We start from the raw sequence: 21,434 nt of genomic DNA on the forward strand, positions 1-21,434 counted from the left end.
AGGTAGAACTCGAACCTGGAACCTGTCGGTAAACATAGCAATCATCATGCTTGGGAAGCGCATGTCTTCAACGGAGTAGAGTGGATTGAGCGGACTGCGTCCAATCATCGGAGATGGCTCATTCGTTAATATTGACGATCAGGACGCGACGGAGCAGCCGAATCCAGTGCCTTTGGCATTGCAAAAAATGCCTGGTGCATCAAGCAGGCTGCTCCAACTGCCGGTCCGTCTGAACCCAGCGAAGAAAACTGCAATTCGGGGAGCGGATGATCCGGCAGCAGATTCTCACGTATTGCATTTTGGATTCGCTCCGGATCACTCGCAAAGAAAGCTGCAACCGCTCCACCAAGCACGAACTTCCCGGGGTTGAGCACGCTTGTAAGTGTCGCCAAGCCTCGCGCCAGGTAAGGTAAGCAATCGGCGAAAGTCGCAAGCGCAGCCTCGTCTCTCTCTTGCGTCGCTGCGATGAGCGCCTCGAAACTCAGAACGGTTCCAGCATGCTGCTGATATCTGCTCAGAATCGCTTCTCTTCCCACATAGCTCTCCAGAGATCCCTTGAGGGTAAGCAACGGCCCAAATCCCGACTCGCCAACCAGAATGTGCCCAAGTTCCCCGGCATAGCCATTGGATCCAGTGACAAGTTCGCCATTAGCGAGGATTGCCCCACCCACCCCTGAGTCCATGAACAGATAAACCGCGTCTCCCAACCTGCGCGAACCGGCCTCCGGAGTGCGATAGATTTCCGCAAATGCAGATGCGTTGCCGTCGTTCTCAACTCGAATCGAGTCGAACTGCGGCAGAGCCGTTGCCAACAGGGCGCGCAGTGGAACTTGTTCCCAACCCAAAATGGGGGCTCGCAATACCATCCCCTCATGGTTCATCAGCCCCGGAATGGTAACCGCCAGCCCCCTCACAATCTGGTCCGATCTTAATTTGGAGATTGCGTCTTGAAGCAGAGTCTGTAATTTCTGAATTACCCCCTCTGGCTCTTTCCGTCTGGCCGGCATATCAGATGTGAGCCGAACCAGAGGCTCCGCAATTGCATTCAGGGCAACCACCGTGATCTGGCCAACACCAATCTCCGCTCCCAGAAAAATCGCGTAGTCCGGATTCAGACGCACTGCCCCGCCAGGGCGCCCAGTGCGAGCTTCCCTTTGAGGCGTGGTCTTTTCTCCCTCCAGCAGCATCCGCTCGCGCACCAACCCGGAAACCAGGTTCCCCGCAGTCGCCCTGGTCAACCCCAGGATCCGCGCCAAATCTGCCCGACTCATGGCTCCGCGGTGAAACAGCGCCTCCACAAGGCGAGTCTCATTCATGCGTCGAACTGTGCTGGGCATGGTCATCGGTTTACAACTCCACCTTATTCAAGGAAACAGCCATTGATGCCGAAATAAATACGAATTAACTCTCTCTTGACTTTTATCACAGATTTGTTTGTATACTAAACAAACAAACTGCGTGAGGCTTTTACAGTTTGCTAGTCGCGATTTAGTCGAGGATCCCGGTCATGCTGCAAAAAGATAAGAACCGCGTGAGAGTAGGCGTCCTGGGTGCGGGACAAATCGCCCAGGCAGCCCACTTCGAGAGCTGCACCAAGGCGCGGAACGCCGATCTGGCGGCCATCTGCGACGTCGCTGACGATCTCCGCGAGCGCATGGCCATAATCCATGGCGTTAGCAAGACCTTTGCCGATTACGATCAAATGCTGGCCGATCCTGACATCGACGCCGTCATCATCGCTACCTCAGACGCCTTCCACGTACCCGCCTCCTTGCGTGCGTTGGCTGCTGGAAAACACGTTCTCTGCGAAAAACCGATCGGCGTCACCATCGAAGAATCAGAAAAGCTCAAGGCAGCTGTCGTTGCGTCGGGCAAGATCCTGCAGGTCGGTCACATGAAGCGTTTCGACGCAGGCATTCAATCCGCCAAAGCCTTCATTGACGACGAGATGGGCGACCTCATCGCCATCAAGGCATGGTACTGCGATAACACCCATCGCTACGCCATGACCGATGCTGTGCAGCCTCTGGTCATTACCAGCGCCAACGCGAAAAAGCCCACCACCAATCCGAAGGCGAACCTCCGCCAGTACTACATGCTCGCCCACGGATGCCATCTCATCGACACTGCCCGTTACTTGGCGGGCGATATCACGGCCGTCCGTGCTCGTCTCTCGGAACGCTCCGGCATCTGGTGTTGGTTCGTCGAGGTGGAGTTCTCGAGTGGCGCTCTCGGCCATCTGGACCTCACCGTCGCCGTCCGTATGGATTGGCATGAGGGCTTCCAGATCTACGGCAAGAACGGCAGCATCTTAGGCAAGACCTACAACCCCTGGTACTACAAGAGCAGCGAAGTGGACATCTTCCACGAATCCGACGGCTCAACCCACCGTATTCTCGGCGCAGATGGCCACTTCTATCGTCGTCAATTAGAGGGCTTCGCCGACACCATCCTGAACGGTGTACCGCAAACCGGGGCCACCATCGACGACGGCATCGCCTCCGTGCGCGGGATGGTCGCCATCGCCCGCTCGGTCGAAACCGGAGACAGGGTCGCTCTCGCCGATGTGACCGGAGGTGTGTGATGCAGCCCAATATTCAGCTCGGCATATTTGCGAAAACCTTCGAAGGCCAAACTCCGGACCGAGTCCTGTCCTCCGCGGTAGGAGCAGGATACGCCACCGTTCAATACAACATGACCTGTTCCGGCCTCTCTTCGATGCCCGATGAGATCCCAGCCGAAGTCATCAAGGCAATCGCCCAGGCGGCTATCTCGAATCATCTTTTAATCAGCGCGCTATCCGGCACCTACAACATGATCCACCCCGATCCTTCCATCCGGTCCCAAGGCCACCGGCGCTTAGCAACACTAGCATCCGCAGCAGCCGGGATGGACACCAAGCTCATCACGCTCTGTACCGGTACTCGCGATCCTATCGATCAATGGCACGATCATCCGGACAACCGGAGCGCCGCCGCCTGGAAAGATCTGCTCGCTTCAATTGAAATCGCCATTGGTATCGCCGATCAGTACGATCTCTACCTCGGCATTGAACCTGAGTTAGCAAATGTCATCAACTCAGCCCTCAGCGCGAGACAATTACTGGACGAGATCAGAAGTCCACGCCTCAAGATAGTCCTCGACCCCGCCAATCTCTTTGAGATCGCCACGCTTGAGAACCAAAGAAAGATCGTCAGCCAGGCGATCGATTTACTCGCCGACAGCATCATCATGGGCCACGCCAAAGACCGCACCGCTTCGGGCACATTCACAGCCGCCGGTCAGGGGGTACTCGATTATCATCACTATCTCGCTTGCCTCAAATCCGCTCACTTCGGTGGATCTCTAGTCACTCACGGGCTGTCTGCTGAGGACGCTCCTGGTGTAGCGTCATTTCTGACCGCCGCCATAGAACGGGCTGGTCTGAAAGTCGAGACGGCATGCCTCAATCAATAACTCACTTCGCGCGCGGCGGACCCTCCATTCACGTGGATGATACGGGCGGCTCCGGCCAACCAGTCGTCTTCCAGCATGGGCTCTGCGGCGACGCGAATCAAACCCGGGAGGCTTTCCCCAGGTCCCCTATCCTCGATCGCCGCTTCCGTCGCATCACTATGGAGTGCCGCGGTCACGGCGAGTCCGAAGCCGGAGACACCAAAGAGCTCTCGATCGCCATCTTTACCGATGACCTGGTGGATCGAATCGAGTCATTAAACGCAAGCCCCGTTATTGTCGGCGGCATCTCCATGGGCGCCGCAATTGCGCTGAGGCTTGCGGTCACTAAGCCAGGAATTGTCAAGGCCCTAATTCTTGCTAGGCCCGCGTGGGTCGCCACGTCCGCTCCCGCCAACATGGCGCCTAACGCGCTGGTCGGCAGGCTCTTATCCATGCACACGCCAGACGAAGCGCTTGAGATATTCAACGCTTCGAACGTCGCAAAGCATCTTGCCCAGGTAGCCCCGGATAACCTGACATCTCTCCAAAGCTTCTTCCAACGCGAGCCGCACGCAATTACGGCTGCTCTGCTCTCCCAGATCTCGGTCGACGGCCCTGGCGTCACCGAACCTGAGATTCGCGCACTCACTATCCCAACGCTTGTCATCGGCACCGAGCATGACTTCATTCACCCGGTTGCTTACGCAAAATATCTGGCCGAACTTATTCCCAAGGCTAGTCTGAAAATCATTCCAGCCAAAGCTGTAAGCAAGGCACAATACCTGGCCGGCTTTCACAGCGCCATCACTCAATTCCTGGAGGAGCACCCGTAATGCCCGAAACCATCGCCCCATCCCAACTCTGGATCGATAAGCTACCCTCCAGCCGTCTCATCGGCGAGTTTTCCATCTGGTCCGCAGACCTGGTCAACCTGGCCGCTGACTTGAAGCGCATTGCCGGTCACGCCGACATCCTGCATGTCGATGTCGCCGACGGCCACTTCGCGCCAGCATTGCTCTTCTTTCCAGACCTGGTTGCTGCTCTCAAGAAATCGTCACCCATTCCCATCCACGTCCACCTGATGACCAGCGACTCCATCCTTCTCTCCCAGATCGAGCAGTTCGCGGAGGCCGGCGCATCGCTGATCAGCATCCACGCGGAGAATGCCAACGCACTCGAGGCTCTGGATTTGATCGAAAAACTCGGCATTGCCGCCGGCATGGTCCTCAAAGTTGAATCTCCAGTTGAACTCCTGACTTCGTTCCTACCTCGACTTCGCTTCATCACTCTTCTCGGGACGGCCATCGGCGTCAAAGGACAGGGGTTGAATGCCAATGCCTGTTCACGCCTGCAAGAGGCCAAGACCTTGATCGACGAAGCCAAGTCGCCGCAGCGAATCGTTCTCGCAGCGGACGGCGGAATTCGTGAAAATACCGTACCTCTGCTTCGCTTGGCGGGTGCTGAGACCGTCGTCCTCGGTTCGCTCGCTTTCGGCGCGCCTGATCTTGCCGAACGCATGACCTGGCTCTATAACCTCTAAGCGATCGCAAACCCGGAGCAATCAACGCATGGACAGCTTCGCAATCGCTCTCGACCTTGGCGGCACACAGCTAAGAGCGGCCCTGGTCAACCGACGGGGACAGGTGCTTAAGCGCATCTCAGTCTTGACGGCGGCCAGCGAAGGCCCCGAGGTCGTGATCCAGCAATTGAGTGACGCCGCCCTGGCAATGACCGACGGCATCGACTCTCGCCGCCTGGCGGGCGTCGGCTTGTCTGCACCAGGACCACTCAACACCCTGGAAGGCATCGCTATCTCTATGCCGAGCATTCGCGGCTTTCAGAACATTCGCCTCCGCGAGCGTCTCGAAGCATCGCTGCACCTGCCCGTCTGGATTGAGAACGACGGCACAGCCGCCGCTCTTGGTGAGTGGCGTTTCGGCGCTGGCACAGGCCTCAAGAACCTGGTCTACATCACCATCAGCACTGGCATCGGTGGCGGGATCGTCGCCGACAATCGCCTCCTCCGTGGCCGACTGGGCATGGCTGGAGAGGTTGGCCACATGACGATCATTCACAACGGAGAACGCTGCGCATGCGGCAATCAAGGCTGCTGGGAAGCGTATGCCTCCGGAACAGCTTTCATCAGGAGAGCCCGCGAGCGCGCCGCTCAACACGAGCAAGGTGTGCTCAGTGAAAGCAGTTCGTTGATCGAAGCAAGAGACGTCTTCGCAGCCGCCGCTCAGGGTGATCCTCTCGCCTTGGAACTTGTCTCCGAAGTAGCCGAATTCCTCGGCCTCGGCATCACCAACCTGCTTCACCTCTATAGCCCAGAGGTAGTGATTGTCGGCGGCGGCATGGCCTCCAATTTCGAAGTCCTGCATCCTGTGATCCAAAGCAAAGTACAGCAGGCTGCCATGAACGGCTTCAGCGAGGTCCCAATCGTAAGGGCTGCTCTCGGCGACAATTCGGGATTAGTAGGAGCTGGAGCCCTCGTCTTCGACGCTGTCCCCGCCGACAGCGTCGAATCCAGTCACTCAGTCTTGGTCTCCTCAACCCGGACAGCCACCAGTTAGTCTTCTTCGAAGAACTGAATATCCAGAGTCCGCAGGTAGGTGTGCAGGCCGGCGTCCTGGATAGGCATCACATAAGCTTCCGCGCCGGACGCGTTCACATGCTCATGCCAGTAGCCCGGAGGCGTCACGAACGCTTCACCCTTCACCCAATCCACCCGCACAGGATCCTTAATCGTTCCGTCAGAGTTTAGCTCCAGCCCCAGCAGCGTGTAAGCGCCCGGCTCGGCATCCACCACGAAATCGAGGGCAACCGACTGATGCCGATGCGGCAACTGCCGGGTTCCAGGGGCAACAACGCCAAACATGGTCCAAAGCGTGTGTGTGATCGTCATGGTCTGCTCAAAGTTCTTGTTCGCCAGCAGCACGCTAACCCGGCTGCGCGTGGCCGCCAGGGGATCGTTCTTGGCCGCTTCCAACTCCGCCATCACCGCTTCGCGTGTGTAAACCGTTGGCGAGAATCGAGGTGCTCCCTTTTGCGCTCCAAGGTAGGCAAACAAAGGAGAATCGTTCACCAGGTAAAACGCCGAATCGCTATCCGCGTAATGAATCACCTCAAGCCCGGGCAGTACAACAAAGTCACCGGTTTTCCAGACAATCGATCCATCCGCCGTCTCCGTACGCCCGCTGCCAGCGATCACGTAGAAGAATTCACTGCTGGCGATCGGCGCGCTCGTCAGCTTTTCCCCGGCTTGGATCCTGACAAAGTTCGCCAGCAGACTAGGACCCGTAGCGGGATACGGCGTACGCAGTTCCTTGCTCAGATCCAACGGAATAAACCGGCTCTCCCCGCTTGCATAGAGGTCCGCCGAAAAACCCTTGATCGGAATGCTGGGCGTTGCACCCGACTCGATCGGATTCGCCGCCTTGCTGTACTCAAATATCTGAACATCTTGTGTCAGAGTGGACGCCGAAATCAGAGGTGCTGCCGTAGAAGTAGCCATCAGATACCCTCCTGAATTTCCTAATTGCCGCTCGGAAGCAGCTCAACCTTGACTTAGTATCTCCGCTAGCCGTCACAATGTATTCCAGATCCTCAGAATAATTCTGAATTCTTCAGGCTCACACGATGCCCCATGAAACAGTTACACAGCACGGAAAAACTTCCGGCATCTGCAACCCGGACGAGCAACGCTTGATCCTGGTCGTAGCCGACGACGTACTTCCGCCCCAACGCATCTGGTGCGAGATAGACGACTACTCGATCTATGCTGCCGAGCGGCCCGCCAGTTTCTGGCGGCAGCATTTGCACGGATGCGCCCATGTCACCATCGGCCTTGAGAGAGCCCACGTGCAAGCCACCTGGATCCCCTCCAACTCACTTACGCCCTTTGGCAAGAGAGATGCACGTTTCCATGGGTACAGATTCCATCGAGCGCGAAGAGGTTGCCGCAGACCGATTTCTAGAAATGGTCTTACTACCGAGACAACTCGACGGCAGCATCATGGTTTCTCCTGGACTGAGCGCAAGCTTCCAGCAACATGTGAGGTACTGTCAATGCTGCCAATCCGACGAATACAGTCATAAGCATTCGCTGTTGCACAGAGTATCGGGAGAGTACCCACCAGCCGATGGCTGCGAGGAATAGAGTCGAGACGACGATCGGGGAGGTCGTTGTAAATAAGCGCTGTAATGTTTTCAGTCCAAGTGAGCGGGCAGTCTCAATCAAATGCCGCGGACTGTGTAATAGCCCGAAGTAGCAAGTGAAGAACAAGAGCGGCGGAAGACAGATTCCCGCGAGAAGAATCACGGCAACTTCCGAGGCTCTGCGCGGCTCCGACTGCATCTTCGAACTCACGCTAATCAAAGTAGCGGCACCGGCAAAATATGAAATCCAGTGTGAGAGTGCGACGTAGTCGTCAGTGGACTGAAGAGCAAGCATTCCATAGATGGTCGCAACATCACGTCCATGTAGGAGGCAGGGCAAAGTGACAATCGTAAAGCCGTAACACATTCGAAGCCACACATGACTCTCGTTTCCCAGATCGCTACCAAAGTGAAAAGCCGCGATTAGGAGGAAGCAACCCAATGTCACTTTCGGCCAAGCGATCCAAGCGAGAACTACCAAAGCTGAAGCGGAAAGATAGAGCACATAAAATTTCGCTTTCTTCGACCCGGGAAATATGGATTGTGCGACAAGTGGGTCGAGTGCTCCGTGAGGTAGGCCGAGGACAATTACCGTCAGTACGAGAGCCAAAAGTCCCGCCCTTGGATCTGGATGCAGGCCCAGAATCACGGCCAACGACAACAGTGGTGTGACGATCAGGAATGCGTTGCTGAAGCTGCGCGTCGCGTTCTTCATCGGGCACTATTCAGCGGTAAGAGATTGCCGGCGGCGGTTCCGACGAATTTGCTCCAGGGCAGTCCACGCACGACCGGCCAGTAGTCCGCGACCTTTGGTTGTCCACTGAGGAAGCGCACCAGTGCGTCGGGTTCTGATTCCGCAAACAGACTCCACATCACTTGCTCAGCCACCACATCCGGTCGTTGCAGGACGCGCAGGAAAAGCTCGTCCATCCAATCGAGGAACGTGTTCTTACGCGGACTTAGGGGCCCGCCGTGCTCAAGCAGCTCGGCAGTGCATTCGTCTGCCCATCGCTGGATGTTATGAAAAGCGTAACCGGTCGCGATGCGCATGGATCCTCCTCTTGCGCCGGCGTGAACAATACGCCTAGTCCTGGGCGGTTCTACCTTGGCCATGGGTAGGTCTCCTGATTCGCGACGTACCTCTTGCCAGCCATTCCCAACATGCCCTGCGAGCCATGCACGCAATCGGCTCTCTAAATCGAATGGGATCGCCTTTTCTTTCGAAAACCGGGTGTACTCGAAGAGATAGCTTCGATCACCCAAGGGTAGGATATACATGAAGTCGATGAGCCCAGGTGTATTCGATTGGAAGTCCATAAGCATTGGCACGCTTCGTTCAAAGGCAGTCTCCGGGCCTCTCAACTGGGCGACGATTCCAACAAAGCTCTGCCAGAGCCAGGGATGCCTGATCGCGGCGAGGCTAGGCCTCGTATCCACGACCCAACGCGTCTCCAGACGTTCCCTGTTGGCGAGTTCGATCACGACGCTGTCTGCGCCCTCTCGAAGCTCTGTTGCTTGAACACCGAGCATCAATACAGTCGAGCGGCTCCCCCCAATCGTGCGCAAAGCCTTGTCGTAAACCATCTGCGCACTTAGCATCTCGTATGGATACAACTCGCTGCTGAGCCCGAGGATTTGCCCGGCCCTGGATAACTGCCACTGCTTCCACTCAGCAACTCTACAGTCTTCAAAAAAGTGCGGTTGAAGACGCCAGCCGCACCAGGTCCGGTCTTCGGTATAACGATCGCGCGCTTCAACGAGGGCGACACGCAGCGCGGAGCCTGCCGCCGCCAGGCGCGCCGCCAGACTCAATCCAGCGCAACCCGCGCCGAGTATCACCAGATCGAACTCCTCGTATTCATCCTTCACGTTGTCATCCTCGTCAGCGAAGCCGGCCGATCCAGTGAGATGAGGGCTGGCCGCAGATTCGAGCACCCCTCCACACTCCGGCCCCCCATCCAAACGCGAACGGCAATTGCAATCCGCCGCTGGATGGGCACAACGGTACGGCCTTGTTTCCATTGCATTCCGCGGGCACGCAGCCTTTGGCCGATCTCCCGGTACACTGCAGCCGCGACGCGAATCGCACCTCGCGATGCCTGCGGAATCATGGTGAATCCGTCGGCAGCGCTCGCATAATAGGCATCCGCGATCCGTAGAATGCGGTCGAGGCTATTTGCGATATTGGCAATCGTTGCGGCATCCTTGGCGGTCGCAATTTCGGCGGGGGTATAAGCGCATCCCCACTCTGCCGGGAGATAGCGGCGTCCATTGCCCGCGTCCTCAAGCACGTCCCGTGCAATGTTCGTCAGTTGCATGGCTATGCCAAGATGCACGGCGTACTCTGTGGCTTCCCCCCTTCTGCAATGGAGTAGAGGACACATGAGCATGCCGACGGTTCCTGCGGCGCCGAAACAATAACGCAGCAACTGCTCCTCGGTCTCAATGGCGACGACTCCATGCGCATCCCACAGAAGCGTTTCCACCAAATAGATGGCGGGTTCGAGCGGAAGCTGATATTTCGCCGCCATATCCAAAAAGTCCGCAACAACCGGATCATCCGATGAAGCTGCCTGAAGATCGCGCACCATCGACGAGAGCGCATCCAAACCCGAAGCCGGTGTACTTTCGTCCGCCAGATCATCCATGGCCCGGCAAAATCTATACAGTCGCCCAGCATTGGCAGCGACATCGCGCGGCAGAATGAGGCTGGCAAGCCAGAAGGACTTGCCGTTCCTGCGCATGCTGTGAGCGTCTCGACCAATCTTCAATCGTGCCGTCATGCCTTGGCCTCGGGGAGCAGATGATCCACCACTTTCGCGCTGCTCAACACGCCGGGTAAGCCGGCACCTGGATGAGTACCTGCGCCAACCAGGTAAAGATCACGTATACCTTCCGACTTGTTATGGAACCTGAACCACGCGGATTGTCTCAAGATCGGCGCAACCGAAAAGCCTGCACCATGGGCACTCAGGTATCGCTCTTGAAAATCGAGCGGTGTCATGTGAAACCGCGCCGTGATATGTCGCTCGAGCTCAGGTAGCATCGTTTCACTCAGCGCTTTGACGATGCAATCTCCATACCCCTGTGCCGTGCTGAGCCAGTCGATGCCTGCTTTTAGCGTGGGAACGGGGGCAAGCACATAGAAGGAGTCGCAACCTTCTGGGGCAAAGCTTGCATCGGTAGCAGTAGGCCGATGAACGTAAAGCGAGAAGTCCTTGCCTAACTTCTGCCGGTGAAAGATATCTCTCAGCAGTTCTCTATAGCTGTCACCGAACCAGATCGTGTGGTGCGCTACGTCTTCGTACTTGCGAGTGGTTCCAAAGTAGAGTACGAACAGACCCATCGAGAATTGTGCGACGGCTAGCTTTAGCTTTGGAATGAGCGGCGCCGGTTCGATCATGTGGCCATAGAGGTGACACGGGTCGGCATCAGAGATGACAACATCCGCTTGAAGGATTTCGCCGCCTTCGAGCCGGACAGCTTCCGCCCGCCCATTGCGCACGAGGATCTTATCGACGGTCGTATTCATGCGGAACTCAATCCCAACTTCATCGGCCAGCCGCACCAGGGCCGCCACCAGAGCTCCCGTACCACCCATCGCAAACTGGATGCCCCACTTACGCTCGAGATAGTGAATGAGCGAGTAAATGCAGGTTGTATCAAAGGGATTGCCACCCACGAGCAGAGGCGATACGGAGAACGCCCGCCGCAGCCACGGGTGCCGAATGTACTTGGTGACAAGAGTCCAGACGGATCGGTAGCCGCCGAGGGAGATGAGTTGCGGCATCAACGCAAGCATGGTTCGGAGGTCATGGAAAGGCCTGTCGGCCAACTGCTCAAACCCGATGGCGAAGATGCGTTTGGATTCCTCGACGAGTGCCAGATACCCCTCACAGTCGGTCGGAGAGATCCTGCGAATCTCAGTAAGCGTGTCTTCGACCGAACCGCCGTAATCAAAATAGGTTCCATCGGGGAAACGAAACCTGTACCAGGGCCGGAGATCGACCAGCGTCAGGTAATCGCTCAGAGAGCGGCCGTGTAGCGTAAATAGCTCTTCGAGCAGCAGCGGCGCAGTGATCACCGTCGGACCGGCATCGTGACGGTACCCTTCGCGTTCAAACACTTGTGCCCTGCCGCCAGGTTGCGGGCAGCGATCGATCACCAGTACCGAATAGCCTTTCGCTCTTGCTCTTATCGCTGCAGCCAATCCGCCAAATCCGGCGCCGATGACGACAGCGAGCTTCTGTGAACTCATCTAAGATGTCCCAACGGAAGTCATGCAATGCCCTTCCAGGGCAGTCTGCAGCGTCTTCGCGTGGCGAATCAGCAGATCGGCGCAGTTCAATGGTAGTTGTGCCGCGCCCTGAACCGCTTGGGCGAGGAGTGCGAGACCTCGCTTTGCAGCCTGAGCCCGTGCGAAGTCCCGACCGACGTTCCTTGCCCTCTCAATCACAAGCACGATATTCAACAGCCCCTCGGAGGCATCGGCTTCCTCATCCAGTAGATCGTCGGCAATCTGATAGGCTGTTGCGAAGTTGCTGACGAGCTCGTGTGTCACGGCGAGCAAGTCTGTGCGGCCTTTGTATAACAAAGGCATCTCCAGAGCCAGGCTCAAGAGTGATGCAGACTTGCCGCGCGCTCGGCTCTCATATTCGGCTTGTGCATTCTCGTTGTATTGCATCGCCTGCTGTTCCACGACCTGTCCGCGGATCACCTCACACACCCGCTGGTGGATCAGCGATGTGAGAGAGCCTCGATCCGACTGACAGGAAAGACCCTGTACAGCGCCGTAGGCGGCAGACAGCATCAGATCCCCGGCGCAGACGGCAATCGTGGGCGAGTATTCACACCAAACACTGGGGGAACCGCGTCGTAGAGTGCTCCTGTCCAGCATGTCGTCCTGAACCAGAGAGGCATTATGAAGAAGCTCACAGATCGCTGCGAGCCGAATGGCATCGGCTGCATCCACCCCAATGCGCACCGAAGCATCGAGACAGATCGACGCACGCAGCCTTCCACCACCAGCGCGCATGTGAGACATGATCGCAATGTCAAGAGAAGTACATTCCGCGGGATGCGGGGAGCAGAGTTGCAGTATGAGGTCATCAACAGCTCGCAGATCGATTGTCATCATGTCTTTGTCCTGCGATTGTTTGAAAAAGACTTATTAAGCAGATCGGATTCAAATGAAATTTTTGAGAGTATCGAAGAGGGACGCAGCATGAAGCTGCGTCCCCCATCGAGACTTTAGGCTGCTGCTAGCTCATACTCCGACTTCTTTACCGCAATGCTGTAGATGAAGATGCCGAAAGCTGCCTTCGCAAGCACGTCCGCAATGCTGTAACCGACCTGAACGCCAACAATGGCGCCGCCGCCGGAAAGACCCAACATAGGCAGCGTGAATACGATCGGGTAGAACAACCAGGTAACTACGGTGATGTATCGTGCAGAGCTTACCAGACCTCGGACACTCGCCGGCTGAGCTGCGATCGAAGCCTTAAGCCCAACGAAAAGTTCAAACTGGATGATCAGGAACGGGATCATTGAGAGGCACCACCACAGCCAGCGCGTCGAGGCTACGGTAGAGATTTCACCGGGGTATCCAAGGATCACCATGACGGCGGCGAGGAACGCCAGACGAGCAGCTTTCTTCGGCCCTTCATTGCCAGGCAGGCGCATGACGAGGATAAGCTCGGTGACGAGGAGCGGAACAGTCAGAAGCCAATCGACATACCGATAAGCGTCGTTGAACGGGTGACCAGTTGAAGTAACCACACCGTTCAGGACGGAGTAGGCGGCATCCCAGCTGTTGAAGATTCGGTAGTAGTGGTACAGCGCGATCATCGTGACGAGCCCGGAGATTGTGATTGCCGCTTTGTACTTCGGCGCTACCTGTGAGCGGTTGAGAAACAGAAAGACCGTCGCTGCTCCCATCGCCGCGAGGACGAACGAAAAAGAGTTGTAGACGAGACTGTACTGCCCGAAAGAAATTTGCTCCATGGAGACTCCTCATAAGCTGGGGCTTCGTAAATGAGCCACTCAGTCAGAGCCCAACCTTACGCGCATCAACATTGCATTGTCTTGGCGGTCAACAGCCTGATGAACAAATACTCGATATTTATTTCCCTAACGCAAGAGCACTTTTCGAAGCGTATGCGTACCCGACCAAAGGTTCGCTTGTCCGCTGGGATTGACGGATCGCCAAACGTTTTGGAAGGTGGGCTACGAACGGACGCCCCAAATTGAACCAGTGGCCTTTGTGTATGAGTAATGCAAGAATGATGCAGTCGTTGCCGGTTTTCGCTCCATCGACGGAATGCCACTCCGACAACATATGAAAATTGGCTCGAATGTCGAGTAGACCGTTCAGTTACAAAGGCCGTGTATCGATTGGCGGCTCTTTGAGGGTGAGGACGCGAACATAGTAGTCGTCTCTCTGCTGGTACCCGCGGTGTGCCTCAAGCTCTGAATCGCACACATGTAAGTCCACGCGCCTTGGTCCGCGCAAGCGCACATCCGCCGTCTTCGAGGGGCGGAAGTTTACAAGACGCCGGACAAGCCGGAAGGTCTTCTCCGGCCCCTGGCAACTTGACCGGGGCAAGGTCGTTTGGCTGCCCACTCTCTTCATCGCACGGCTTGGTGCATCTGTTCTTCAAATGTCATTGCAACGAGATCACTATTTGACGACAACAGAAACGCTGATGCTCTGTGTAGCTTCACCACCTACCGACACCGAAATGGGAATCGTATATGTACCCGCTTTCGCATTGTTGCTCGATCCACTACAACTGCTGAGAAGTCCACAGGCAATCAAACCGAGAATCGCAAAGACCCCCAAACTGCGTAGAGGAGCCTGAGAAGGCAATCTTCGTCTTCTCAGTACTACCCGAAAGAGCACCGCCAGTGCACCGGGAAGAGCAAGGCTGGGCAGCCAAAGCGTTCCGGCAACAAGGAGCGCAGTCGGCCCCCCGCCGTTCCCTGCGGCCGCCATCGCTTGCGTCCGCGGAGCGTCTGTACTTATCGTCAGCGTGTCCGTGACCGGCCCACTACCAGCAGCGATCGTCAAACTCGGCGGCGCAAACGTGCAGGAGACGTGAGCGGGCAAAGTACCACAGGAGAACTGCACCGTGCCTGTGTAATCTCCCTTCGGAGTGAGCGTGATCGTCAATCGCCCCGAAGCTCCGGGCTGAATCGTCAGATTGTCAGGATTGACGGCTGCCGAGACCCCCGGCGTCACCACGATCTCTGTCACCGCTGCTGAAGTGCTGGAGACATACGTGGAATCGCCGCTGTAAACCGCCGTGACCATATAGACGCCAGCCTCGGCAAACGATGTGGTCAGTGCAGCTTTCCCGGTCTTATCGAGCGGCACATTCCCGATGCTGGCGCCCGCATTGTAGAAAGTAACCGTGCCGCTCGGCGTCGAGCCCTGTCCTCCCGAAACCGTTGCGGTGAACGTCACGTTCTCCTTCGTTCCCGCCGATGTTGACGAGGCCGCGAGCGTCGTTGTCGAAGCCAGATTTTCCGGCAGAATGACCAGCGGGAGCGTCACGTTATCCGACGCCACTTTTTTCTCGCTGTCCTGCACTTGAAGTGTCACGGTTGCGGTCGTCGCCAGAGTCAACAGACCTCCGATGCGCCAGGTTGGTTGGGCATCGGTTGGCGTGTATATATAGAGACCTAATATGTCCGGGGGTGGCTGGCTGGCCGCCGACCATTGATAGGGTGGAACTCCCCCAGTGGCAGTCAGAACGACTTGATAGAACTGGCCAACCTTGGCAACGGGAAGGTTGTCCACCGTGACCTTGAGATCGGACAAAACCTCCAGCGTTGCCAGACCTTGTACCGAAACCTTAGGATCTCCAGAATCCGTAACCTTGATTTCAAAGGAATAGTGCGTACCCGGACCACCACTCCACTCCATTGGGGTCCCGGTGAGTTGTCCTGAAGAGGAGATAGACAACCCGGGAGGTAAATAGTAGAAGGAGTCAGTGGGCCCTAGAGACCAGGTATACGGCGGAGTTCCACCCTTTGCCTGGAATGTGTAGGAATACGGTGTTCCTCGCGTCGCCTCTGGCAAGGCTCCTTTGTTGGTTATCTGCAGGTCAGGAGGCGTGGTTTTGAAAGTAAACGCGGTTTGCACCTGCGCCTTCGGGTCTTCCGCGTCCGTTACCTGGAAGGTAAGTGGGGAATCGCCGTAACTTGAGTTCACCGTACCGCTGATCACACCGGTAGTCGCGTTGAGTGTGAGCCCCTTTGGTAGCTCCCCCGAGGCAATGGAGTAGGTGTACGGCTGCACTCCACCGGAAGCGGTGATCGTTCCCGTATAGGGCTTCTGATAGTCGGCAGGCAGCAGATTCACCGGCAGCTTCAAGCTGCTTTGTACAACCAGCTCGTAGGAGGCCGACGCCTTATCTGGAACGGTCTGGCTATCCTGTACGCCGATCGCGATCGGAAAGGTACCAAATTGAAGCGGCTTTCCGCTCAGAACGCCGTTGGCAAAGCTGAGCCCTTTGGGCAAATCGCCGGCAAGCGCCCAGCTGTAGGGCGAAACTCCACCCTGCGCTGAGAAGATGGCCTGATAATCCTGACTGACACTCGCACCGGGGATGGCGGTTGTAACAATCTTGAGAGCCTCAATGCCGTTGACCACCAGCTTTGCAAATCCGCTCACGCTCCCACCACCGCACGTAAGCCCGTAGGTATATGTCCCGCCCTTCGACGGCGTTACCGTGGCGCTGCCTTTGTACACCCCGTTGGAAAGCTTACCCTTCTGGATTCCGACCCATGTCCCCTCGCTGTCGGCCACATCGGCATAATTGCCCTGCACACCGCCAAAACAGAGCTGGGCCGTCTGAGAGAAGGCACTCGCAACCGTCCACGAGATCGTCACCGGCTTTCCATAGTCGACAGTCGTAGGCGAGACCGACAGCTGGATCGGCGACGGGATCGCTTTCGTCAACGAGAGACTGAATACCGTGGCTGAGTTGTTGTTGCCTGCTGTAGCACCGTAAAAGATACCATCCGGCCCCTGAACAATATGCGCTGTTGGCGTGGCTCCGTCCACCTTCGGGTTTGCCGTCACCGAGGTTGAGGTTGCGATGCCGCCTTCAAAGTTGTGCAGGTCAGTAAACCCTCCCGAAGTTGTCATTTGGAAGAAGAGCCCGCAACCATAGGGAGGAAGGCAGTTGGGATTGGTCGTGTCGCCTCCATCTGCCGTGTCTCCGTAAAGATTGCCGTCACTGCCCAAAAAGAGGGGTCCATGCGGCAGCAAGCCCGCATCTCCGCCGGTGAAGTGGTAAATGGTTTGCAGCACCCCCGACTGAGACATTTTGAAAACGTAGCCCTTTCCGTCTGGCAAGGATCCGTTGCTGACTCCGTATAGGGTTCCGTCGCTTCCTTCCACCAACGGACCCATGGGCCCACTGCCCTGGCTGCCGTCGCTGGCAAAGTTGGCGATCACCGTAACAGCACCATCGGGAGTGACGCGATCGATAGCGCCGGGGATAGCAGTACCGTCGCTCAATTGCCCATACCCCATGGTTAGGTAGAAATTGCCGTCGTCTGCCTGCATGAGCGAGGACGGCCCGCCCCCTTCAAAAACGTGTGCCGTGAAGAGAGAAAAAATATGCACCTGGGTGAATCCCGATCCATCCTTCTCGATACGAAAAAACAATCCCGGCCCAAAATCGCCGGCGGGCGCAGGAGGATAGCCATCCCTTGCAACGCCGTAAAGACTTCCATCCGTGCCCTCGACCAAGGCCATCGGCGAGTCTCCGACGGTGGGCATTGGATTGCTCGTCGCCGATCCGGGCGTCCCAGGGAAGTCGTAGAGCAGGTGGAACGTCCCGTCGGGAGCAATCTTGAAAATCGTCCCGTACCCCAGCGACCCTCCGCCTGCGCATGTCCCGTAGAAGTTCCCGTCGCTGCCTTGAATCAGTGACGTAGGCTGAAGACCATCCACGTTGTTCAGCGTCGACGTTTCTTGAAATTGATGAAAGACGGTCGTCGTCCCGTTCGGCGATACCTTATAAATGGTCGAGCAATTGTTGTTCTGATTGTCTGCGCAACCCTCGGTAGCTACACCCTGGTTTTTGGTGTAGAAGTTCCCGTCGCTGGCCAGCAGTAACCCGCTGTAAAGATCTGTCCCGATGGCGATCGTCTTTTGGGTCGCTACCGGCGCCTGCGCCACCAAGCTCGTCCCAATCGCGAACAACAGTCCTGAGATCCATATTGTTAAATAACGAAAAGCAATGATGACTGCCGATGAGCGAGTGCGAGCAAAAGGCATGGCGAGGCCTCCAGGCCTTGTTTCCTGTGTTGAAGCGGACTTAGACAAGTGCGATAATCAGGCAACTCTCTCCCCGGTGCAAATGTCCTTTCGGGCCGGATTGGGTCATTTCATGCCACGATGCTGAAAACAGGCCAGGACCATGCCTAAACCAGCCACAGACCGCGCTCGACTGGAAGCTTTCAGCCCCGAGCCACGACTCAATGGTTGGAAAGAAATTGCAGCCTACCTTGCTCGGGGTGAGCGGACAGTCAAGCGTTGGGAGTCCGATCGGAGTCTTCCGATCCATCGCATTCCAGGCGGAGGGCGAGCCGCCGTTCATGCTTTTAAGCCCGAGCTCGACGAATGGCTCAAGTCCACCCGGGCCGCAGAGATCGACCGCTCAGAAACCCAGAATGAAATCCAGACAGCTGATCCCCTTCTTGAGCTTCTTTCGCCTGAAGATATCGCAACGTCGACCCTTTCTCAGTCTGCGCCAGCGAGACCTTTGCGCCCGGCAGGAAGGCTCGTCTTTGCGGGAGTATTCCTTTTGGCAGGGCTGGCGCTGCTGATCGCCTTTCGGCTTTACGTGACTCGGCATCATGCCGCCCACGCAAGCTCGGTCCAGGTATCTGAAGCAGAAAAAGTGATTGCCAGCGATCTCTACCTAAGAGGCCGCTTCGAATGGAACAAGCGCACGCCGGAGAGTCTGAACCGGGCACTGGACGACTTCAACCAATCCATCGTCCATGATCCCACCAGTGCTCGCACTTATGCCGGCCTCGCCGATACCTACATCCTCCTGCGCGAATACGCTCTCATGCCTGAGTCCGGGGCATACACCCGCGCGATCGCAGCCGCAACCAAGGCGGTTGAGCTGGATGACTCCCTGGCTGAAGCCCATCGCTCTCTGGCTTTCGCTGAGGTTTGGGGAAGATTGGATTTTCGCTCCGCCGACCAGGAATTCCGTCGCGCCATTGAGCTCAATCCGCGCGATCCGCTGACGCACCTCTGGTACGCCACTGCCTTCAAGGCACCCTCTTGGTACGCAGTCACCAGCCGGGAATTCGCGCTCGCCCAGGAGCTCGACCCCTCCTCCGCAGTGATTCTTACCAACAAGAGCATCTGGCTTTTCGAAACCGGACAACAGCAAGCCGGCCTTGACCTGGCGCACCAGGTAGAACGTGCCGAACCAGACTTCCCTGCTCCGCACCGTTATCTAGCCGCGATGTACTGGCTTCGTCGGGACTACCCTGACTTTCTGATCGAAAGCGAGAAGACCGCCGATCTCATGCACGATCCTGTCCTGAAAAAAAACACCGCCACTGCGCGCGCAGGGTTTGAAAAGAGCGGTGAACGCGGCCTGCTCGATGCCCTGTACCTTACCAGAAAGACAGAGTACTTGGCCGGGCAGCTTCCGGGCGCGAGTCTAGCCGAGGTCTGTGTGCGCTTAGGAAGACAAGGGGAAGCATTGCAAGTGCTTCAGTACGACTTCGATCATCACCTCAGCGGCTTGCCTGCGATTCTTACCAACCCAGATTTGCGAACGATGGCAAGCAACCCTCAATATCAGCGATTGATCGACCGGCTCAACTATCCCGATCCTCCCTCCATCGACCAATAGTGTTGTCCCCGACCATGCAATTCTGATAAGCGAGGACGGGCATGCGAGCTATGGACCCAAAATTACAACAAGTAGAACCAGTGGCTGTTGGATACCCGAAACTTGCTTGTGCCCAAATATGATTTCCCCCGCAAACACTCATCACCAGGCGTAAACATCCAGCTTGCGGATTATCGCCGATCGACCCTCAAACGAAAGGTCGGCGGTTCCCTTAGGTAAGATGAGGCCAACCGCGCCAGTCTCCGATCCGGCCGTCGGTGCAAGAGCAATCGCTGTCGAAAGACCGGACATGCTTTTCATCCGCAACACAACAACATGCCGGCTGGTATTTGAGTAGTGAAGTCGGGCAAATACCGGCCCGCTGGGCGCCTCGATCCCGCCGATGCTGGTTTGATTCGCCGTATACTCTGCCGGCGCTCTATCTTCGCCATCGACGAGCATGAGCTCAAGATCATGCGCAGGAACACTCACTGAGGCGCCGGCTGACTCCAAATCTCGCTTGTTCCAGACGTCCCGCAATGATTTCGGAGCACCTTTCAGCCCAAGCTTCTTCCAATCGACTTTCACCCGCGCGGAGGCGTCCGTTCGATTCAAGATAGCAACCGCACGCCGTCCAGCGACCGCCATAGGCTTTGCCCATATCTGGATACCGGGGGCGGGTTCGTCTACTTGAATCGGTTGCAATCCGTATATGTCGTTATGAATCGCCAGCGCTTCTTCATTCGTTAAGAGGGATATAGTAGCCGGAGAAAGCCGTGTCAAGTCGGAGCCAACCATGAGCGGCGCGCTCGAAATTGCCCACAGTCCCATATGGGTTCGATCGAGAGCATCGTTCATGCCGCGCATGCCCATCACCATCATGTCGAGGTCGTTAAAGTAGCCGGTATGCTGCGCCTCGGGATGCAACCCGGTCTCGAAGGATGCAAGTACGTTTCCCGCGGTGACGATGCGTTTATCGTGTTCGACATCATGCAGGCTTTCTACGACAGGAGGAATGATGTCGCCTCCCGTACGCCATATGGTGCTTTCAATTTCCCCGATCCCTGGGCCCCAGAACCAGGGATTCTGACTGCCCCACTCGCAGATGGAGAAGTACAACTTGCGCCCGGTCGTCTTTTCCGCCTTCTGAATGGCGTGGGCAATCTGCGCATATTGGACTGCGCCTGAACGCTTCTTCTTGGCACCGCCGCACCAATCTACCTTGACGTAGTCGAAGCCCCACTTTGAAAACTGCAGAAAGTCCTGGTCGTAATGGCTTTCGCTGCCAGTGTTCATATACTTTGGGCCAGAGTCGGGGTACATGCTGCACCCGTCCTTACCAGCATCGGTGTAGATTCCGGCCTTAAGACCCAGGCTGTGGATGTAGGCGGCAATGTTGGCCATGTCGCCATCCGTCTGGCCGGGCTGAATGGCAGGCCACTGCTTGGCATTGACTATGATATTGCCTGCGGCATCGCGTTCTCCGAGCCACCATCCTTCGTCGATCACGACATACTCGTAGCCGGCCTTCTTCATGCCGTTCGAGGCCAGAGTTTGGGCTTGCTGTTGAACGATCTGCGAATTCACGATGTTGGCGAAACTATTCCAGGAATTCCAGCCCATCGGTGCAGCGCCGAAGCACGCAGTTGCGAATGCGAAAAATAGCCACGAAGAACGCATCCAAACAACATATCACTAAGCTGGCTCGAGGATTTCAGCAACCAGAAACATTCTGATCTCTTCTTCCGCGCGAGATTGGGCAGGCTGTCAAGAAACCTTAGGAGCCTGCGCAGGATGGCGTTATACCGAGCATTTAAGTTAGTCGCAGCCCGCGCTCTCTTGCGGAAGTTCAAGTAGCGGCAGATTGCAAATGCGCTCAGGCAGATTACCCGTTGTACCCTCGTCATCGTTACGAACAACAAATTACGAATTGGGGTCAAGGCATTACACGGAGTCCTTTACCCG

Annotated in this window: 17 protein-coding genes; 6 read left to right on the top strand and 11 right to left on the bottom strand. The window is 56.7% G+C overall.

Annotated elements, in window-relative coordinates; all coding sequences use genetic code 11:
• Positions 1-125 precede the first annotated feature (125 nt).
• Positions 126-1,343 (bottom strand): ROK family protein, encoded by a 1,218-nt coding sequence (locus AC5S27_RS15630; protein WP_493935499.1) that lies wholly within the window; start codon positions 1,341-1,343, stop codon positions 126-128.
• 164 nt (positions 1,344-1,507) lie between these two features.
• On the opposite strand from AC5S27_RS15630, the gene AC5S27_RS15635 reads away from it, so the two are divergent.
• From AC5S27_RS15635 to AC5S27_RS15655, 5 genes are read left to right on the top strand one after another with little or no spacing between them, the layout of a single operon-like run.
• Positions 1,508-2,584 (top strand): Gfo/Idh/MocA family protein, encoded by a 1,077-nt coding sequence (locus AC5S27_RS15635; protein WP_493935500.1) that lies wholly within the window; start codon positions 1,508-1,510, stop codon positions 2,582-2,584.
• Positions 2,584-3,456, top strand: a complete 873-nt coding sequence (locus AC5S27_RS15640) for a sugar phosphate isomerase/epimerase family protein (RefSeq protein WP_493935501.1) — start codon at positions 2,584-2,586, stop codon at positions 3,454-3,456. The genes AC5S27_RS15635 and AC5S27_RS15640 overlap by 1 nt, the downstream gene beginning before the upstream one ends.
• Positions 3,441-4,268 (top strand): alpha/beta fold hydrolase, encoded by an 828-nt coding sequence (locus AC5S27_RS15645; protein ID WP_493935502.1) that lies wholly within the window; start codon positions 3,441-3,443, stop codon positions 4,266-4,268. The genes AC5S27_RS15640 and AC5S27_RS15645 overlap by 16 nt, the downstream gene beginning before the upstream one ends.
• Entirely contained in the window at positions 4,268-4,975 is a 708-nt protein-coding gene (locus AC5S27_RS15650) for a ribulose-phosphate 3-epimerase (protein ID WP_493935503.1), read from the top strand. The genes AC5S27_RS15645 and AC5S27_RS15650 overlap by 1 nt, the downstream gene beginning before the upstream one ends.
• 28 nt (positions 4,976-5,003) lie before the next feature.
• Entirely contained in the window at positions 5,004-6,008 is a 1,005-nt protein-coding gene (locus AC5S27_RS15655) for an ROK family protein (protein ID WP_493935504.1), read from the top strand.
• Here the strand turns inward: AC5S27_RS15655 and AC5S27_RS15660 are convergent.
• The 9 genes from AC5S27_RS15660 to AC5S27_RS15700 all read right to left on the bottom strand — a co-directional run bounded on the left by AC5S27_RS15660 (position 6,005) and on the right by AC5S27_RS15700 (position 17,887).
• The gene (locus tag AC5S27_RS15660; RefSeq protein ID WP_493935505.1) at positions 6,005-6,949 is read right to left on the bottom strand and encodes a cupin; all 945 of its coding nucleotides are present in this window, start codon (positions 6,947-6,949) and stop codon (positions 6,005-6,007) included. The genes AC5S27_RS15655 and AC5S27_RS15660 overlap by 4 nt on opposite strands.
• Before the next feature lie 92 nt (positions 6,950-7,041).
• Complete coding sequence (locus tag AC5S27_RS15665; RefSeq protein ID WP_493935506.1) at positions 7,042-7,296, bottom strand: hypothetical protein; 255 nt, start codon at positions 7,294-7,296, stop codon at positions 7,042-7,044.
• A gap of 127 nt (positions 7,297-7,423) precedes the next feature.
• Entirely contained in the window at positions 7,424-8,308 is an 885-nt protein-coding gene (locus AC5S27_RS15670; RefSeq protein ID WP_493935507.1) for a Brp/Blh family beta-carotene 15,15'-dioxygenase, read from the bottom strand.
• Positions 8,305-9,528 (bottom strand): lycopene cyclase family protein, encoded by a 1,224-nt coding sequence (locus tag AC5S27_RS15675; protein ID WP_493935508.1) that lies wholly within the window; start codon positions 9,526-9,528, stop codon positions 8,305-8,307. The genes AC5S27_RS15670 and AC5S27_RS15675 overlap by 4 nt, the downstream gene beginning before the upstream one ends.
• A complete protein-coding gene (locus tag AC5S27_RS15680) occupies positions 9,459-10,376 on the bottom strand; it encodes a phytoene/squalene synthase family protein (protein WP_493935509.1) in 918 nt (305 codons plus the stop codon). The genes AC5S27_RS15675 and AC5S27_RS15680 overlap by 70 nt, the downstream gene beginning before the upstream one ends.
• Complete coding sequence (crtI, locus tag AC5S27_RS15685; protein ID WP_493935510.1) at positions 10,373-11,851, bottom strand: phytoene desaturase family protein; 1,479 nt, start codon at positions 11,849-11,851, stop codon at positions 10,373-10,375. The genes AC5S27_RS15680 and crtI overlap by 4 nt, the downstream gene beginning before the upstream one ends.
• Complete coding sequence (locus AC5S27_RS15690) at positions 11,852-12,730, bottom strand: polyprenyl synthetase family protein (RefSeq protein WP_493935511.1); 879 nt, start codon at positions 12,728-12,730, stop codon at positions 11,852-11,854.
• A 113-nt stretch (positions 12,731-12,843) separates the two neighbouring features.
• Positions 12,844-13,596, bottom strand: a complete 753-nt coding sequence (locus AC5S27_RS15695) for a bacteriorhodopsin-like (protein ID WP_493935512.1) — start codon at positions 13,594-13,596, stop codon at positions 12,844-12,846.
• A 676-nt stretch (positions 13,597-14,272) separates the two neighbouring features.
• On the bottom strand, positions 14,273-17,887 hold the full coding sequence (locus AC5S27_RS15700; RefSeq protein WP_493935513.1) for a choice-of-anchor tandem repeat GloVer-containing protein: 3,615 nt from the start codon (positions 17,885-17,887) through the stop codon (positions 14,273-14,275).
• Positions 17,888-18,029: 142 nt separating this feature from the next.
• On the opposite strand from AC5S27_RS15700, the gene AC5S27_RS15705 reads away from it, so the two are divergent.
• Entirely contained in the window at positions 18,030-19,490 is a 1,461-nt protein-coding gene (locus AC5S27_RS15705; RefSeq protein WP_493935514.1) for a hypothetical protein, read from the top strand.
• Between the two features lie 141 nt (positions 19,491-19,631).
• Here AC5S27_RS15705 and AC5S27_RS15710 read toward each other — a convergent pair whose 3' ends face one another.
• Positions 19,632-21,092 carry a glycoside hydrolase family 27 protein gene (locus AC5S27_RS15710; RefSeq protein WP_493935515.1) on the bottom strand — a complete coding sequence of 487 codons (1,461 nt, stop codon included), beginning with the start codon at positions 21,090-21,092 and terminating at the stop codon, positions 19,632-19,634.
• Positions 21,093-21,434: the final 342 nt, after the last annotated feature.

The organism is Acidicapsa borealis, from assembly GCF_059115245.1.